16 protein-coding genes are annotated in these 16,671 nt (G+C 60.6%); 6 read left to right on the top strand and 10 right to left on the bottom strand.

Annotated elements, in window-relative coordinates; translation table 11 throughout:
* Position 1 precedes the first annotated feature (1 nt).
* From ACR52_RS05725 to ACR52_RS05715, 3 genes are read left to right on the top strand one after another with little or no spacing between them, the layout of a single operon-like run.
* Positions 2-1,081, top strand: coding sequence for a COX15/CtaA family protein (locus ACR52_RS05725; RefSeq protein WP_048721536.1), 1,080 nt, complete (start codon positions 2-4; stop codon positions 1,079-1,081).
* The gene (gene cyoE / locus ACR52_RS05720; protein WP_048721533.1) at positions 1,069-1,968 is read left to right on the top strand and encodes a heme o synthase; all 900 of its coding nucleotides are present in this window, start codon (positions 1,069-1,071) and stop codon (positions 1,966-1,968) included. Before ACR52_RS05725 ends, cyoE begins: the two co-directional genes overlap by 13 nt.
* Positions 1,965-2,600, top strand: a complete 636-nt coding sequence (locus tag ACR52_RS05715; RefSeq protein ID WP_048721531.1) for an SCO family protein — start codon at positions 1,965-1,967, stop codon at positions 2,598-2,600. Before cyoE ends, ACR52_RS05715 begins: the two co-directional genes overlap by 4 nt.
* 60 nt (positions 2,601-2,660) lie before the next feature.
* Here the strand turns inward: ACR52_RS05715 and ACR52_RS05710 are convergent, their stop codons facing one another.
* Genes ACR52_RS05710 through ACR52_RS05700 form a run of 3 tightly spaced genes read right to left on the bottom strand, consistent with a single transcriptional unit; the run spans position 2,661 to position 5,167 of the window.
* A complete protein-coding gene (locus ACR52_RS05710; protein ID WP_048721527.1) occupies positions 2,661-3,434 on the bottom strand; it encodes a MetQ/NlpA family ABC transporter substrate-binding protein in 774 nt (257 codons plus the stop codon).
* 51 nt (positions 3,435-3,485) lie between these two features.
* Complete coding sequence (locus ACR52_RS05705; protein ID WP_048721525.1) at positions 3,486-4,160, bottom strand: methionine ABC transporter permease; 675 nt, start codon at positions 4,158-4,160, stop codon at positions 3,486-3,488.
* Entirely contained in the window at positions 4,160-5,167 is a 1,008-nt protein-coding gene (locus ACR52_RS05700; RefSeq protein WP_048721524.1) for a methionine ABC transporter ATP-binding protein, read from the bottom strand. The genes ACR52_RS05705 and ACR52_RS05700 overlap by 1 nt, the downstream gene beginning before the upstream one ends.
* A 244-nt stretch (positions 5,168-5,411) precedes the next feature.
* Between ACR52_RS05700 and katE the strand changes: the two genes are divergently transcribed.
* Positions 5,412-7,574: a catalase HPII gene (gene katE, locus ACR52_RS05695; RefSeq protein WP_269084141.1), complete on the top strand. Its 2,163-nt coding sequence runs from the start codon at positions 5,412-5,414 to the stop codon at positions 7,572-7,574.
* A 103-nt stretch (positions 7,575-7,677) separates the two neighbouring features.
* On the opposite strand, the gene ACR52_RS05690 is transcribed toward katE, so the two are convergent.
* From ACR52_RS05690 to zur, 4 genes are read right to left on the bottom strand one after another with little or no spacing between them, the layout of a single operon-like run.
* The gene (locus tag ACR52_RS05690) at positions 7,678-8,397 is read right to left on the bottom strand and encodes a PA5502 family lipoprotein (protein WP_048721518.1); all 720 of its coding nucleotides are present in this window, start codon (positions 8,395-8,397) and stop codon (positions 7,678-7,680) included.
* Positions 8,398-8,434: 37 nt separating this feature from the next.
* Positions 8,435-9,223: a zinc ABC transporter permease subunit ZnuB gene (znuB, locus tag ACR52_RS05685; protein ID WP_048721515.1), complete on the bottom strand. Its 789-nt coding sequence runs from the start codon at positions 9,221-9,223 to the stop codon at positions 8,435-8,437.
* The gene (gene znuC, locus ACR52_RS05680) at positions 9,216-9,998 is read right to left on the bottom strand and encodes a zinc ABC transporter ATP-binding protein ZnuC (protein WP_048721512.1); all 783 of its coding nucleotides are present in this window, start codon (positions 9,996-9,998) and stop codon (positions 9,216-9,218) included. The genes znuB and znuC overlap by 8 nt, the downstream gene beginning before the upstream one ends.
* On the bottom strand, positions 9,998-10,480 hold the full coding sequence (gene zur / locus ACR52_RS05675; protein WP_048721508.1) for a zinc uptake transcriptional repressor Zur: 483 nt from the start codon (positions 10,478-10,480) through the stop codon (positions 9,998-10,000). The genes znuC and zur overlap by 1 nt, the downstream gene beginning before the upstream one ends.
* A 58-nt stretch (positions 10,481-10,538) precedes the next feature.
* On the opposite strand from zur, the gene ACR52_RS05670 reads away from it, so the two are divergent.
* Positions 10,539-11,468, top strand: coding sequence for a zinc ABC transporter substrate-binding protein ZnuA (locus ACR52_RS05670; protein ID WP_082143106.1), 930 nt, complete (start codon positions 10,539-10,541; stop codon positions 11,466-11,468).
* Positions 11,469-11,588: 120 nt separating this feature from the next.
* Here ACR52_RS05670 and ACR52_RS05665 read toward each other — a convergent pair whose 3' ends face one another.
* Together ACR52_RS05665 and ACR52_RS05660 are read right to left on the bottom strand one after the other, a co-directional pair.
* Positions 11,589-12,542 (bottom strand): homoserine kinase, encoded by a 954-nt coding sequence (locus tag ACR52_RS05665; RefSeq protein ID WP_048721502.1) that lies wholly within the window; start codon positions 12,540-12,542, stop codon positions 11,589-11,591.
* Between the two features lie 54 nt (positions 12,543-12,596).
* On the bottom strand, positions 12,597-12,887 hold the full coding sequence (locus tag ACR52_RS05660; RefSeq protein ID WP_048721492.1) for a DUF2782 domain-containing protein: 291 nt from the start codon (positions 12,885-12,887) through the stop codon (positions 12,597-12,599).
* Between the two features lie 74 nt (positions 12,888-12,961).
* Here ACR52_RS05660 and polA point away from each other — a divergent pair, with 74 nt between their 5' ends.
* On the top strand, positions 12,962-15,733 hold the full coding sequence (polA, locus tag ACR52_RS05655) for a DNA polymerase I (RefSeq protein WP_048721490.1): 2,772 nt from the start codon (positions 12,962-12,964) through the stop codon (positions 15,731-15,733).
* Between the two features lie 268 nt (positions 15,734-16,001).
* On the opposite strand, the gene yihA is transcribed toward polA, so the two are convergent.
* Positions 16,002-16,643 carry a ribosome biogenesis GTP-binding protein YihA/YsxC gene (gene yihA, locus ACR52_RS05650; RefSeq protein WP_048721487.1) on the bottom strand — a complete coding sequence of 214 codons (642 nt, stop codon included), beginning with the start codon at positions 16,641-16,643 and terminating at the stop codon, positions 16,002-16,004.
* Between the last annotated feature and the right edge of the window lie 28 nt (positions 16,644-16,671).

Genomic DNA, 16,671 nt, shown 5'->3' with positions numbered 1-16,671 from the left:
CATGGCCAAACCTGGATTTCGCCTCGCGTTGTTTGCCACCTTGCTGGCGCTGATTGTCGTACTGCTCGGCGCCTATACCCGCCTGACCCACGCCGGCCTAGGTTGCCCGGACTGGCCCGGCTGCTACGGCTTTATCAGCGTGCCGCAAAGCGAAGCCCAACTGGCCCATGCCGAGCTGCATTTTCCGGATACGCCGGTGGAGGCCGACAAAGGCTGGAGCGAGATGGTCCACCGCTACTTTGCCGGCACTCTGGGGTTGCTGATCGTGCTGCTGGCGGCGCGTTCGTGGAGTCATCGACGTGATCCTGGCCATCCGGTGAAGTTGCCGCTGTTTATCTTGGTGGTGGTGTTCGCCCAGGCGGCATTCGGCATGTGGACGGTGACGTTGAAGTTGTGGCCGCAAGTGGTGACCGGCCATCTGTTGGGCGGCTTTGCGACCTTGAGTTTGTTGTTTTTGCTGACCTTGCGGCTGTCCGGCGTGCTGCCCGCACTGATCGTGCCCAGGCGCCTGCAATATTGGGCCACGGCGGGGTTGGTGCTGGTGATCGGGCAGATTGCGCTGGGCGGCTGGGTGAGTTCCAACTACGCGGCGGTGGCCTGTATTGATCTGCCCACTTGCCATGGCGAGTGGTGGCCGGCGGCGGACTTTGCCAACGGTTTTCACCTGACCCAGCACATCGGCCCCAATTACCTGGGCGGCCAACTCGACAGCGATGCGCGCACGGCCATCCATCTGACGCATCGTTTAGGCGCGCTGATCCTCACCCTGGTATTGCTGGGGCTGGCCTGGCAACTCAAGGGGGTCGGCATGACGCGCCTGGCGGGCCTGTTGCTGATTGCCCTGGCCGTGCAAATCGGCCTGGGCCTGAGCAACGTGTATTTTCATCTGCCGCTGCCGGTCGCAGTGGCCCATAACGCCGGCGGCGCAGCCTTGTTGCTGAGCCTGGTGCTGGTCAATTACCACGCCCGCACCAGCTTGATCCGGGCGCGTCACCCGTTGCTGTTCGGCTGGCGCTTGAGCCCGCGTAAACACGTTTCGGGCCTCATCACCCTCAAAGGAGAGATGCCATGGCGACCTTGATCGGCGCGCGTCACAGTCAGGCGATCTGGCGTGACTACTTGGAGCTGACCAAGCCAAAAGTGGTGGTGCTGATGCTGATCACCTCGCTGGTGGGTATGTTTCTCGCCACGCGTGCGGGGGTGCCGTGGATGGTGTTGATCTTTGGCAACCTCGGGATCGCCCTGTGTGCGGGTGGCGCGGCGGCGGTGAATCATGTGGTGGACCGGCGCATCGATGCGGTGATGGCGCGCACCCATAAACGCCCAATGGCAGAAGGGCGTGTATCGCCCGTTGCCGCACTGGCGTTTGCATTGTTTCTGGCGGTTGCAGGCCTGGCTCTGTTGCTGGCGTTCACCAACCCCCTGGCGGCCTGGCTGACATTGGCGTCGCTGCTGGGTTATGCCGTGATCTACACCGGCTTTCTCAAGCGCGCGACGCCGCAAAATATCGTCATCGGCGGCTTGGCCGGTGCCGCTCCGCCGCTGCTGGGCTGGGTCGCCGTCACCGGCCATGTCAGCGCCGAGCCGTTGTTGCTGGTGCTGATCATCTTCGCCTGGACCCCGCCCCACTTCTGGGCCCTGGCCATCCACCGCAAGGAGGAATACGCCAAGGCCGACATTCCGATGCTGCCGGTGACCCATGGCGAGCACTACACCAAGGTGCATATCCTGCTCTACACCTTCGCCCTGCTGGCGGTGAGCCTGATGCCCTATGTGATCCATATGAGCGGCGTGCTCTACCTGGCATGCGCACTGTTGTTGGGCGGGCGCTTTCTGCAATGGGCCTGGGTGCTGTACCGTGGCAGTCGGCCGCACGCGGCGATCAACACCTTCAAGTACTCTATCTGGTACCTGTTTTTGCTGTTTATCGCCCTGCTCGTAGACCACTACTTACTGTTGAACCTATGACTCGAACTCAAAAAACCGTCTTTATCCTGGTGGCCATCGTCGCGTTGATCATGGGCCTGACCGTCAACAAAGTGCTCTCGGGCAAAGGCCAGGGCGACCCCACCGCGTTGATCGACGCAGGGATCATCCTGCTGCCGCAAAGCCGCACTCTGCCGCCGGTGACCATGACCAACCAGGATGGCCAGCCGGTGCTGGTCAATGAGTTGAAAGGCAAGTGGAGTGTGCTGTTTTTCGGCTACACCTTTTGCCCGGACATCTGCCCCACCACCCTCGCCCAACTGCGCCAAATCAAGAGCGAGCTGCCCAAGGACGTAGTGGATAAATTGCAGGTGATATTGGTCAGCGTCGACCCGAATCGCGACACCCCAACCCAGCTCAAGCAATACCTGGGCTACTTCGACCCGCAATTCCAGGGCCTGACTGGCGCGAATGTGGATGATGTGCAAAAGGTTTCGAATGCGGTGAGCATCCCGTTCATCCCCGCCGACACAAGCAAGCCCAACTACACCGTCGACCACAGCGGCAACCTCGCGCTGATCGGGCCGGACGGCACCCAGCGTGGGTTCATCCGCGGCCCGTTGAACAACCAGAAGCTGGTGTCGCAGTTGCCGGGGTTGTTGCAGCGTAAATAAGCCTGGCGCTCACACCGCTGATCGTTCCCACGCTCCGCGTGGGAACGATCAGGGGAAGGATCAGAACGCCGGCAGGATTGCGCCTTTGTACTTCTCGAGAATGAACGCTTTCACTTCCGGCGTGTGCAGGGCTGCAACCAGTTTCTTCACCGCGTCCGAATCCTTGTTGTCTTCGCGGGTCACGAGGATGTTGACGTAAGGCGAGTCATTGCCTTCAATCACCAGTGCGTCCTTGGACGGATCCAGCTTGGCTTCCAGCGCGTAGTTGGTGTTGATCAGCGCCAGGTCGACCTGGGTCAGCACGCGCGGCAGGGTGGCGGCTTCCAGTTCGCGGAATTTCAGGTTTTTGCTGTTGCCAGTGATGTCCTTGATGGTCGACAGGATATTGTTCGGCTCCTTCAAGGTAATCAGGCCGTTTTTGGCCAGCAGCAATAGCGCGCGGCCGCCGTTGGTGGCGTCGTTCGGGATGACCACGTTGGCGCCGTCAGGCAGGTCGGCCAGTTTTTTGTACTTGCTGGAGTAAGCACCCAGCGGTTCCAGGTGCACCGCGCCAACGCTCACCAAGTGAGTGCCCTTGGCTTTGTTGAACTCATCCAGGTACGGCTGGTGCTGGAAGAAGTTGGCGTCCAGGCGCTTTTCAGCCACTTGTACGTTGGGCTGCACGTAGTCGGTGAAGACTTTGACCTTCAGGTCCACGCCTTCTTTGGCGAGGGCAGGCTTCACGAATTCGAGGATTTCCGCATGGGGCACCGGTGATGCGGCGACCGTGAGGGTCTCGGCGGCGTGGGCGGAAAACGCGGCAACGGCGGCGAAAGCAACCAGTAGTTTTTTCATCCAACAAGCTCCTTGTTCGGGCATCTGCCAGCTAATAGCCGGCAATGGCCGTTATTTTCGAGAAAAGTGCGTCACCAGCTTATCGCCGATGGTCTGCAGAATTTGTACCAGCACAATCAACATCACCACGGTGACGACCATGACGTCGTCTTGGAATCGCTGGTATCCATAACGGAGCGCCAGGTCACCCAACCCACCGGCACCCACTACCCCCGCCATGGCGGTGTAGCCCACCAGAGCAATAGCGGTCACTGTGATGGCTGCAATGATGCCGGGCTTCGCCTCGGGCAGAAGCGCCTTGATGATGATCTGCCGAGTGGTGGCCCCCATGGCTTGAGTGGCCTCGATAATGCCGCGATCCACCTCGCGCAGCGCGGTTTCCACCAAGCGTGCGAAGAACGTCGAGGCGCCTACCACTAGGGGTGGAATCGCACCGGCCACGCCAAGCGAAGTGCCAGTGATTAAGATCGTCGCAGGGAGCATCACAATCAGCAGAATGATAAACGGCAGCGAACGTATAGCGTTGACGATGAAAGCCAGGACGCCATACGCGGCTCTCTGGTCCAGCAACTGACGTGGGCTGAACAGAAACAGCAGAATGCCCAGCGGCAGGCCTATAAGCACGGTGAAAAGCAGCGATGTGCTGAGCATCAACATGGTGTCGCCGGTAGCAACCCAGATGTCAGCCCAATCAACCTTGTCGAAGTAATGCAGTAACACGTCCATTAACGCAGGACCTCCATGTGCACATCGGCTTCGGCAAAGCGGGCGAACGCCGCTTCCATGTCACCGCCGGTGACGGCAAGGGTCAGTTGCCCGTAGGGGATGTCTTTGATGCGGTCGATCCGACCGGCAAGGATGCTGTAGTCCACTCCCGTTTCCCGGGCAACGGTACCCAAAAGTGGCGCGTAGGTCGCTTCGCCCTGGAACGTCAGGCGCACGATGCGGCCCGGCACGTTAGCGAAGTCATCCCGCTGCTCGCCTTCATCAACCTGCTCGGCTTCCTGCACGAAACGCTTGGTAGTCGGGTGCTTGGGGTGCAGGAACACGTCTGCCACCGAACCTTGCTCGACGATCACGCCGGCGTCCATCACGGCCACCTGGTCGCACACGCGGCGGATCACATCCATTTCATGGGTGATCAGCACAATGGTCAGCTTCAGCTCGCGGTTGATCTCGGCCAGCAGTTGCAGCACGGAGGCGGTGGTCTGCGGGTCGAGGGCGCTGGTGGCTTCGTCGCACAGCAGGATTTTTGGCTTGGTAGCCAGGGCGCGGGCAATGCCGACGCGCTGCTTCTGGCCGCCGGAAAGCTGCGCCGGGTACTTCTTGGCGTGATCAGTCAGGCCGACGCGGGCCAGCAATTCGGCGACGCGCAGGTCGATTGCCTTGCGCGACAACTCGCCGGCCAGGGTCAGCGGCAGCGCTACGTTGTCGGCGACGGTCTTGGAGGCCAGCAGGTTGAAGTGCTGGAAAATCATCCCGACCTGCTGGCGGAAACGGCGCAGGCCGCTGGCGTCCAGCGCGGTGACTTCATCGCCGTCGACGTTGATCTGACCGCCGCTGGGTTGTTCCAGGCGATTGATCAGACGCAGCAGGGTACTTTTTCCCGCACCGGAGTGGCCAATCAGGCCAAACACCTGGCCGTTCTCGACGCGCAGGCTGGTGGGGTGCAGCGCGGGGATTTCCTTACCGGCGACGCGGTAGGTTTTATGGACGTTATGAAACTCGATCACGTAGCGAACCTTGTGGGGCGCATGGAAAAGGGATCAGCGGTTAGCCGGGCGCGCATTTTAGCCTGTCCGTATAGCGTTTCTTAGCATTTATTTCGCATTCAACCAGTGATTTGGCAATAACGCGATCAAAGGTCATAAAAAAGGAACGGTGCAAAACCGAGTCAGTCATTACTTAAGCAACTCGATTTCCCAGGTGCCGTGCCTGGGGTTTTGCTCAAACGAGCCGGGGACCGCTCTGGCCACTTTGAATAAGGAGTTTTGTCTGATGAGTACCAAGAAGCCAGCCACCCCGCCGAAGAGTGAACTTGCGGGTACCGACACCCTGGACCGTGGCAACACCAACGCCAAGCTGCAGGCCCTGGAGGCATTCCGTTCCGATGCTACCGGCCAGGCGCTGCGCACCAACCAAGGCGTGAAGATTTCTGACAACCAGAACAGCTTGAAGGTCGGCTCCCGTGGCCCTTCGCTGCTCGAAGATTTCATCATGCGTGAAAAAATCACGCACTTTGACCATGAACGTATCCCAGAGCGCATCGTGCATGCCCGCGGTACGGGCGCTCATGGCTATTTCCAGACCTATGAAAACCATTCGGCGCTGACCAAGGCTGGCTTCCTGCGTGATCCGGGCCATAAAACCCCGGTATTTACGCGCTTTTCCACCGTACAGGGCCCGCGAGGCTCCGGCGATACGGTACGTGACGTGCGCGGTTTTGCCGTGAAATTCTTCACCGACGAAGGCAACTTCGACTTGGTGGGCAATAACATGCCGGTGTTTTTCATACAGGACGCGATCAAGTTTCCTGACTTCGTGCATGCGGTAAAACCTGAGCCGCACAACGAAATTCCTACCGGCGGCTCGGCCCACGATACGTTCTGGGACTTCGTCTCGCTGCAGCCGGAATCCGCTCACATGGTGATCTGGGCGATGTCTGACCGGGCCATTCCAAAAAGCCTGCGCAGCATGCAGGGCTTTGGGGTGCACACCTTCCGCCTGGTGAATGCCGAGGGTAAATCCAACTTCGTAAAATTCCACTGGCGCCCTACGGCAGGTACCTGCTCGCTGGTGTGGGACGAGGCGCAAAAGCTCGCCGGTAAAGATACCGACTACCATCGTCGCGACCTGTGGGAGTCCATCGAGCAGGGCGATTACCCGGAGTGGGAATTGGGCGTGCAGGTGATTCCCGAGGACAAGGAACACGCGTTCGATTTCGACATTCTCGACCCAACCAAGCTGATTCCCGAAGAGCTGGTGCCGATCACGCCGCTGGGCAAAATGGTGCTGAACCGCAACCCGGATAATTTTTTCGCTGAGGTCGAGCAGGTCGCGTTCTGCCCCGGCCATATCGTGCCGGGTATCGACTTCTCCAATGACCCGTTGCTGCAAGGCCGGTTGTTTTCCTACACCGACACGCAGATCAGCCGACTGGGCGGCCCGAATTTTCACCAACTGCCGATCAACCAGCCGGTCACGCCGCTGCATAACAACCAGCGCGATGCCATGCACCGCAGCACCATCGATAAAGGCCGCGCGTCTTACGAGCCGAACTCGATTGATGGAGGCTGGCCGAAAGAAACCCCGCCGGCGGCGCAGGACGGTGGCTTCGAGACGTATCCAGAGCGCATCGACGCCCACAAGATCCGTGAGCGCAGCGAGTCGTTCGGCGATCACTTCTCCCAGGCTCGCCTTTTTTTCCGCAGCCTGAGCAAGCACGAGCAAGAGCACATCATCGCGGCGTACAGCTTTGAGTTGGGCAAGGTGGAGCGTGAGTTTATTCGCGTGCGTCAGGTCAACGAGATCCTGGCCAATATCGATCTGGAACTGGCCAAGCGTGTGGCGCAGAACCTCGGGCTGCCAGCGCCGACCAAAGGCACCGTGCCTGAGCGCAAGACCCAACCTGAGCGTTCACCGGCATTGAGCCAGGCGAATTTGCTGCCGGGTGATATCAAGACCCGCAAGGTGGCGATTCTGGCGGCGAACGGCGTGGACGGTGCGGCGATTGCCGCGTTGAAGAAGGCGCTTGAAGCCGAAGGCGCACATGCCAAGCTGCTGGGGCCTACCTCGGCGCCGGTGACCACGGCCGATGGCAAGAGCCTGCCGGTGGATGCGTCGATGGAAGGCATGCCGTCGATTGCGTTTGACGCGGTGTTCGTACCTGGCGGTAAAGAGTCGATCAAGGCGTTGAGCGGGGATGGGGTGGCGTTGCACTTCCTGCTGGAGGCGTACAAGCACCTGAAGGCGATCGCCGTTGCCAATGACGCGAAGCCATTGCTGGATCTGCTCAAGCTGGAAGTGGATGCGGGTCTGATTATTGGCGCGGATGCCAAGGCGTTCAAAGCGTTTTTTGCTGCGATCGGCCAGCACCGGGTTTGGGATCGTGAGGCGAAGGCCAAGGCGATTCCGGCTTAAGTCATTGGTTGTTTTCTAAACTGCTATCGGGAGCAAGCCCCCTCCCACATTTTGAACTGTGAATACATTCAAAATGTGGGAGGGGGCTTGCTCCCGATTGGCTTCATTCCGCCTTGCGCGGAATCAGCACAACCTGCGCCGGAATATTCTTCAGAATCTGCCGGTGGATCTTCAGGTCATACCCCGAATCAATTCGCTTCACCCGTTTGGTCAGCAGCGTGGCCAGCCACGGGTAATCCTGGGTGCGCGGCGCCTGGATGCTCACGTCGCACTGGTAATTCACCACGTCCGTGGCGATTGCATCCAACTGATGGCGCAGTTCTTCAATGTTGGTGAGGTTCAGTGCCACGGTAGTGCTTTGAGCGGCCGGGTCGATGACCTTGGCAACAGGCTTGGCTTCGGCGGCTTTCAGGTCGGCCTCGGCCTTATCCAGCTCGGCTTTGCGGGCGTGGGTGATGGCGCTGTTTACGCCGCCGGTCAGCGCTGGCGCCTTGGGCATCAGCGCACGCGCACGGCTCAGGGCCGTGGCGGCGGCGTTGACATCACCTTTTTGCAGCACGATCTGGCTGCGCTGTAGATAGGCTTCGGCCAATTGGCGCTGGTAAGGCTCCAGCGCCGGATCGTTGGGCGATTGGGCCTGCAACGCTGCCAGTTCGTCTTCGGCGGTGGCCAATTCGCTGCTGGCGAGGTTTTGTTCCAGCTGCGCGATGGCCGCAGCGCGTGCGTCCGGGACCTCGGGGGCCGCGGGCGGTGTGCTTTGACAGGCGCCCAGCAGCAGTGAAAATGCGGCAAGGAGCAGATAACGGGAGGTGAACGGCTTCATTCCTGCGACTCTCTATTTGCGCAAAAAGCGAGCAAGTCTACACCCCTCGACGGGGCAGGACAAAACTCAGCAGAAACAGGGCGGCGGCAGTGACCACAATCGATGGGCCGGCCGGTGTGTCCTTGAACCAGGACAACGCCAGGCCCCCGCACACTGCAAACATCCCCAGCACACTGGCGCCGATCGCCATCTGCTCCGGTGAGCGGGCGTGGCGCTGGGCCGCCGCTGCGGGAATGATCAACAGCGACGTGATCAACAATACGCCGACAATCTTCATCGCGACAGCGATCACCACGGCGATCAACAACATCAGGGTCATGCGCAGGGCCGGCACGGGCAAGCCTTCGACCGTGGCCAGCTCTTCATGCACGGTAATCGCCAACAACGGGCGCCACAGGGCGACCAGCAACACCAGTACGGCCGCGCTGCCGCCGAGGATCCAGGCCAGATCGGTCGGGCTGATCGCCAGCAGGTCGCCGAACAGGTAGGCCATCAGGTCAATGCGCACTTCATGCATGAAGCTCAGCACCACCAAGCCCAGGGACAGGGTACTTGGGGCCAGGATGCCCAGCAGCGTGTCGGAGGCCAGCGGCTGGCGCTGTTGCAGGGTCACCAGCAGCACCGCCAACAGCAGGCAGCCGACGGTCACCGCAATAGTCGGGCTCACATCGAGCAAGAAGCCCATGGCCACGCCGAGCAGTGCGGCATGGGACAAGGTGTCGCCAAAGTAGGCCATGCGCCGCCAGACCACGAACGAGCCCAATGGGCCCGCCACCAGTGCCAAAGCCAAGCCTGCCAGCAGGGCGTAGAGCAGAAAATCAGCCATGCTTGCAGCTATCTCCATGAACGTGAGTGGGTGTTGCGGGGTCGTCGACGACGGCGCCATGCAGGTCATGGGCGTGGTCGTGATGGTGGTGGTAGATCGCCAGGCTCTGCGCGTTCTTGCCGAACAATTCGACGAACGCGGGGTCGCCGCTGACCTGTTCCGGGTGGCCGGAGCAGCACACGTGACGGTTGAGGCACACCACCTGGTCGGTGGTGCTCATCACCAGGTGCAAGTCGTGGGAGACCATCAGCACGCCGCAGCCATGGCGGTCGCGCAGGCGGGTGATCAGGCTGTACAGCTCGGCCTGGCCGGCGACGTCGACGCCCTGCACGGGTTCGTCCAGTACCAGCAACTCAGGCTCGCGCAACAGGGCGCGGGCCAGGAGTACGCGCTGCATTTCGCCGCCGGAGATGCTTTGCACCGGGCTGTCGATCACCTGTTCGGCGCCGACTTCCTTGAGCGCGGCCTGTGCGCGTACACGGTCTACTCCCGGTACCAGTCGCAGGAAGCGCAGTACTGACAGGGGCAGGGTCGGATCAACGTACAGCTTCTGCGGCATATAGCCGACGCGCAGCTTGGGCTTGCGCCACACGCTGCCGGTGTCGGGCTTGAGCAGGCCGAGCACGGCGCGCACGAGGGTGGTCTTGCCGGCGCCATTCGGGCCGATCAACGTGACGATCTGCCCCGGCTCGACGCTCAGCGCAATATTGTCCAGCACGTTTTGCCCGGCGAACGTGACCCCGACCTGCTCCAGGCGGATTAACGCGTTGCTCATCAAGCCCCCTGGCAACCGGAGCAGAGACCGACCACTTCGACGGTTTGTCCTTCGACCTTGAAGCCGACGTCGGCGGAGCTCTTGATGATGGCGTCGCTGATGCTTTTTTGTTCAAGCTCGATGGCGGCGTGGCACTCGCGGCAGATCAGGAACTGGCCCTGGTGCGCGTGTTCCGGGTGGTTGCAACCCACGAAGGCGTTGAGCGAGGCGATGCGGTGCACCAGGCCGTTTTCCAGCAGGAAGTCCAGTGCGCGGTAAACGGTGGGCGGTGCTGCGCGGCGGCCATCCTGCTCGCTGAGCACGCCAAGAATGTCGTAGGCGCCCAACGGCTTGTGGCTCTGCCAGACCAATTCCAGAACCCGCCGACGCAAAGCGGTCAGGCGCAGGCCTTGGCGTGCGCACAGGGTATCGGCCTCCGACAGTGCGGTATGCACGCAGTGAGAGTGGTCGTGGGGACGGCTGGCAAGCGGTGTTATAGGCATGAGCGGCGACAGACTTTTGTGAGAGACGTTATTATGTTACCCGTTCCTACGTCATTGAGTGGTCATCGTGTCCCGACTTTTTCCCGTTTTTGTCGTATTTGTCACCAGTTTGTTCATGGCCGGCGCCGCTCAGGCCGAGGTCAAGGTGCTGACCAGCATCAAGCCGCTGCAGTTGATTGCTGCCGCTGTGCAGGACGGCGTGGCCGTTACTGAGGTGTTGTTGCCACCCGGTGCATCGCCGCATAACTACGCGTTGCGACCATCCGACGTACGGCGCGTGCAGTCGGTGGACCTGTTGTATTGGATCGGGCCAGACATGGAGACCTTCCTGCCTCGTGTGCTGAAAGGTCGTACGGCTTCAACGGTGGCCGTTCAGGATCTTCCGGGGATGAAGTTGCGACGTTTCGCCGAAGATGGTCACTCTCACGCCGACGATGCCGACGAACATGATCACGATCATCGCCCAGGCAGCGTGGATGCGCACTTGTGGTTGTCGACGGTCAATGCGCGGGTGATTGCGGCGCGCATGGCGGCGGACCTGAGCACTGCCGACCCGGCCAATGCCGAGCGTTATCAGAGCAACGTCAAGGCATTCGATGGGCGCCTCGATGCGCTGGATGCGCGCCTGAAAAAGCGCATGGCGAGTATCGGCGACAAGCCTTACTTCGTGTTCCACGAAGCCTTTGATTACTTTGAAGACGCCTACGGCCTCAAGCACACCGGCGTGTTCAGCGTGGCGGCCGAAGTACAGCCCGGCGCCCAGCATGTGGCGGCGATGCGGTCGCGTTTGCAGGAGGTCGGCAAGACCTGTGTGTTCAGCGAGCCGCCATTGCGCCCGCGTTTGGCTGAGACGCTGGTGGCTGGCCTGCCGGTGAAACTTGCGGAGCTGGATGCACTGGGCGGCTACACGCCGGCCACGGCCCAGGGTTACGAGCAGGTGCTGGAAAAGCTGGGGAATGATCTGGCGGGTTGCCTGGATTCGCTATAACCCCTCTGTAGGAGCGAGCTTGCTCGCGAAAAACGCATAGGCGACGCGGGCTATCCGATAGCACTGCGTCATCGTTAACGTTCTTCGCGAGCAAGCTCGCTCCTACAGAGGAAGAAGGTGTTACAGGGCGAACGGCAGTTGGACAATGACCTGCTGACGTTGCGCCAGCCGGTGCTCGAACTCCGCCGGGTCATGGATCAACACATCCTGGCCGGCAAACGACTCGGCGGCGATCAGGCGTGACAGCCAGAACCGCACGCACGCTACCCGCAACATTGTCGGCCACAGTTCCGCTTCCTTGGCGGTGAACGGCCGCAGCCCTGCGTAAGCCCCCAGCAGTGCACGAGCGCGCTGCCCATTAATGATGCCGTCAGCGTCCGAACACCAGTCATTCAGGGCTATCGCCACGTCGTACAGCATCGGGCCCGAGCAGGCGTTGTAGAAGTCGATAAGGCCTGTGAGATGTGTGCCTTCGAACATCGCGTTGTCGCGAAACAGGTCGGCATGCACGTTTGCGCGAGGCAGGGCGAGGATCTGTTCCTTAAGAGTCTCGATCTCATCCAATGCGTCTTGCAGCAGGCGCTGTTGCGCTGGGTTCAGGTGCGAAATCAGCTGCTTGCCTTCGCTGAGCATCCAGTCCAGTCCGCGATCTGTCTTGCGCTCCAGCACCTTGTCGCCCTGGGTTGCGAGGTGCAGATGCCCCAGCAAGTCGCCGACCTGGGCGCAGTGCTGGGCGTTGGCGTCCTTGATGTGCTTGCCCGCGAGACGCGGTTGCAGCAGCGCCGGTTTGCCTGCCAGTTCGCGCAAGGCCACGCCATCGGTGGTGCGCAATGCGTAAGGCACCGGGAGGTCGGCATCGTGGAGCACGTCGAGCAGTTCGATGAAGAACGGCATTTCTGCCACAGGACCGCGCTCGACCAGGGTCAGGACGAACTCGCCCTGTTCCAGGCTGATGAAGAAATTAGTGTTTTCGCTACCAGCGGCAATCCCCTGGAAGTCAAGCAGGCGGCCGAGCCCGTACGGGGCGAGAAAGGTTTCCAGCTCGGGCCGAGCCAGGGGGGTGAACACAGACATGGGTAAACTGCCGTTACGGGCGCTGCGGGAGCAGCGCCGATTAAAGTTAAGAAATCATTTCCATTCGAAGATCTTCCATGACGGGATCAGCATATCCGGCTGGTCAGAGCGGATGAAGTTCGCATCGGTTCCGTCCGCGCGCACCAGGAAATACGGTGGGGCACCTTTCACGGTGACCTTGATTGCGTACAGGAAACCGTTTTGGCGGTACTCCTGAATGGTGCGGTCGCCTTCCGTGCGAATGGTGACTTCCGGGTCTGCCGACGGGGCGCCGTCTGCCGCCATGGCAGCCATCGGAGCGAGTGCAATCAAGCCAGTGAACAGCAGGCGATTGAATGTACGCATGATAACCTTGTCCCTTTGTTGTCATTGGTCCGGCTATTCTAGCGCCTGACCCGCCGAAAAGGTTGATCCTGCTCATGAGCCAAGCCCCCCTCGTCCTGGTGGACGGTTCTTCATATCTGTACCGCGCCTTCCACGCACTGCCACCGCTGACCACCTCCAAAGGCCTGCCGACCGGTGCGGTCAAGGGCGTGTTGAACATGCTCAAAAGCCTGCGCAAGCAGTACCCGGACAGCCCGTTCGCGGTTGTGTTCGACGCCAAGGGTGGGACCTTTCGCGATGACATGTACGCCGAATACAAGGCCAACCGCCCCAGCATGCCCGATGACATGCGCGTGCAGATCGAGCCGTTGCACCAGAGCGTGATCGCCCTGGGCTTCCCGCTGCTGTGCGTCGAAGGCGTCGAGGCCGATGACGTGATCGGCACCCTGGCCCGCAGCAGCGCGGCCGCTGATCGCCCGGTGGTGATCTCCACCGGCGACAAGGATATGGCTCAGTTGGTGGACGGGCACATTACCTTGGTCAATACCATGACCGGTAGCGCCATGGACGTGGAGGGCGTAAAGGAGAAATTTGGCGTCGCTCCCGAGCAGATCATCGACTATCTGGCGCTGATGGGGGATTCGTCCGACAACATCCCAGGCGTTCCGGGCATTGGCCCGAAGACGGCTTCCGGCTTGCTGGTGGGTGTGAATGGCGGGCTGAAAGAGCTGTACGAGCAGTTGGACATTGTGCCGACCCTGCCTATTCGCGGGGCCAAGACGCTGCCAGCCAAGCTGGAGGAGCACAAGGAGATGGCGTTCCTGTCCTACCAACTGGCGACGATCAAAATCGACGTGCCGCTGGAAGTGGGCCTGGATGATTTGCACCTGATTGAGCCCGATCGCGAAAAACTGCTGGAGCTGTATACCCTCCTGGAGTTCAGAAGCTGGTTTGACGAAGTTCAGCGCGATGCCAAGCGCGCCGGGCAGGAGGTCGTTGCACCGGTTGAGGAAGCGCCGGCTGTGGATACCGAGCTCAAGTACGAAACCATTCTCGACCAGGCGCGTTTTGACGTCTGGCTGAAAAAGCTCAGTGACGCCAAGCTGTTTGCCTTCGACACCGAGACCACCGGTATCGATGCCCAGCAAGCGCAGTTGGTCGGTTTGTCGTTCGCGGTCGAGGCTTATGAAGCGGCCTACATCCCGCTGACCCATTCCTACATGGGTGTACCGGAGCAACTGGACCGTGACACCGTGTTGCGTGCGCTCAAGCCCATCCTCGAAGACCCGAGCAAGCTCAAGGTTGGCCAGCACGCCAAGTTTGACATGAATATCCTGGCCAACTGCGCCATCGGTGGTGACCAGAATTGTGGGATTACCGTGCAGGGCATTGCCTACGACACCATGCTTGAGTCCTACGTCCTCGACTCCACTGCAACGCGCCATGACATGGACAGCCTGGCGCTGAAGTACCTGGGCCACAGCACTGTCAGCTTCCAGGATATTGCAGGCAAAGGCGCCAAACAGCTGACTTTTGATCAGATCTCCCTGGAACAGGCCGGCCCGTATGCCGCCGAAGATGCCGACGTGACCCTGCGTCTGCATCAGACCCTGCATGAAAAGCTCGCAGCCATCCCGAGCCTGGCCAGCGTGCTGACCGATATCGAAATGCCGCTGGTGCCGGTACTGGCGCGTATCGAGCGCCAGGGCGCGCTGGTGGATGCCAAACTGCTTGGTGTGCAGAGCGTCGAACTGGGCGACAAGATGGTCGCGCTGGAGCGTGAGGCCTTCGCCATTGCGGGTGAAGAGTTCAACCTGGGGTCGCCCAAGCAGTTGGGCGCGATTCTTTACGAGAAACTCGGTTATCCGGTGCTGAGCAAGACCGCCAAGGGTCAGGCATCGACCGCCGAAGCAGTACTCGCTGAATTGGCCGAGCAGGACTACCTGCTGCCCAAAGTGCTGATGCAGTACCGCTCGATGAGCAAGCTGAAAAGCACCTACACCGACCGCTTGCCTGAGCAGATCAACCCGCGCACCGGACGTATTCATACCTCGTATCATCAAGCGGTGGCGGCCACCGGGCGTTTGTCGTCCAGTGATCCGAACCTGCAGAACATCCCGATTCGTACCGCCGAAGGCCGGCGGATTCGTCAGGCGTTCGTCGCGCCAAAAGGCTACAAGCTGCTGGCGGCGGACTACTCGCAGATCGAGTTGCGGATCATGGCTCACCTGGCCAAGGACGAAGGTCTGTTACACGCTTTCCGCAATGACCTGGACGTGCACAAGGCCACCGCTGCCGAAGTCTTCGGCGTAGAGCTTGGCGCGGTCACCACCGACCAGCGCCGCAGCGCCAAGGCGATCAACTTCGGCCTGATCTACGGCATGAGCGCGTTTGGCTTGGCCAAGCAGATCGGTGTCGACCGCAAGCAGTCCCAGGCATATATCGACCGTTATTTCGCCCGCTACCCCGGCGTGCTGGCGTACATGGAACGTACCCGCGCCCAGGCGGCCGAGCAGGGTTATGTCGAGACCATCTTCGGTCGTCGCTTGTACCTGCCGGAGATCAACGCGAAAAACCCGGCGCTTCGCAAAGGCGCCGAGCGCACGGCGATCAACGCGCCCATGCAAGGCACGGCGGCCGATATCATCAAGAAAGCTATGGTGGCGGTGGATAACTGGCTGGCCGAGTCGGGGCTGGACGCCAAAGTCATCCTGCAGGTTCACGATGAATTGGTGCTGGAGGTTCGCGAAGACCTGGTGGACAAGGTGCGTGACGAAATTCGCCAGCACATGAGCCAGGCGGTGACGCTGGATGTGCCGTTGCTGGTGGAAGTGGGCGTGGGCGATAACTGGGACGAAGCGCACTGATTCCGGGGTTTGCCACCACCTTGCGTGGTGGCAGAGCGCTTTAGATCAGAAGTTGTCGTCAGTTATTTCCAATCGTTTTTTGACCCTGCCGGAACTTAACTCATGAAATGCTACTCAGAGTTACTGAATGGGTGGTGAAGCCCTTCAATGCTCCTATGTTGTGTTAAGTGTTGGCAGATATCTGGACCCCGCCCTAGCGGTCCGGAACTTGAACCCCGAACTTCCCCTCCCCATACGAAGTCCGGGGTTTTTTTTGCCCGCAGGAAAGTTACTCCGCGATTTCCGCGCCCTTGTCCGCCAATTCCATCCAGCCCGCCAGAACGGTGTAGGCGTCTTCCAGGCCCAGGCGTTTTGGCGCCGAGAACAACTGGATAGTGATCGTGTCGCCCCAGCCTTTACGAATTTCAGCCTGTACTTTGAGCAGGGTGTTCTTGGCCGCGCCGTAAGTCAGCTTGTCGGCCTTGGTCAGCAGGATATGCATCGGCATGCCGCTGGCGACGGCCCAGTCGAGCATCAGCAGGTCGAAGTCGGTCATTGGATGACGGATGTCCATCATCAGAATCAAGCCCTTCAAACTCTCCCGGCCACCCAGGTAAGCCTCAAGGTGACGCTGCCAGTGCAGCTTCAACGGGATAGGTACTTTTGCATAACCGTAGCCGGGAAGGTCGACCAGACGCCGATCATCGTCTAGCTTGAAGAAATTGAGCAGTTGCGTGCGGCCCGGGGTTTTCGAGGTGCGCGCCAGGCTGGCATGGGTCAGGGTGTTCAGCGCGCTGGATTTACCGGCGTTGGAACGACCGGCAAAGGCGACTTCAAAGCCTTCGTCATCGGGGCATTGGTCAACTTTGGCGGCGCTGAGCATGAAGGTGGACTGTTGGCACAGACCGAGGATGGGATTCTTGAGTTGCATGAGATTTCCGATGTGGGCGGTGCCGAAA

This window comes from Pseudomonas fildesensis, from assembly GCF_001050345.1.
GTDB classification, from domain to species: Bacteria; Pseudomonadota; Gammaproteobacteria; order Pseudomonadales; family Pseudomonadaceae; genus Aquipseudomonas; species Aquipseudomonas fildesensis.
Note: the sequence above shows the minus strand (reverse complement) of the source record. Positions and strands in the feature narration are given on the sequence as shown.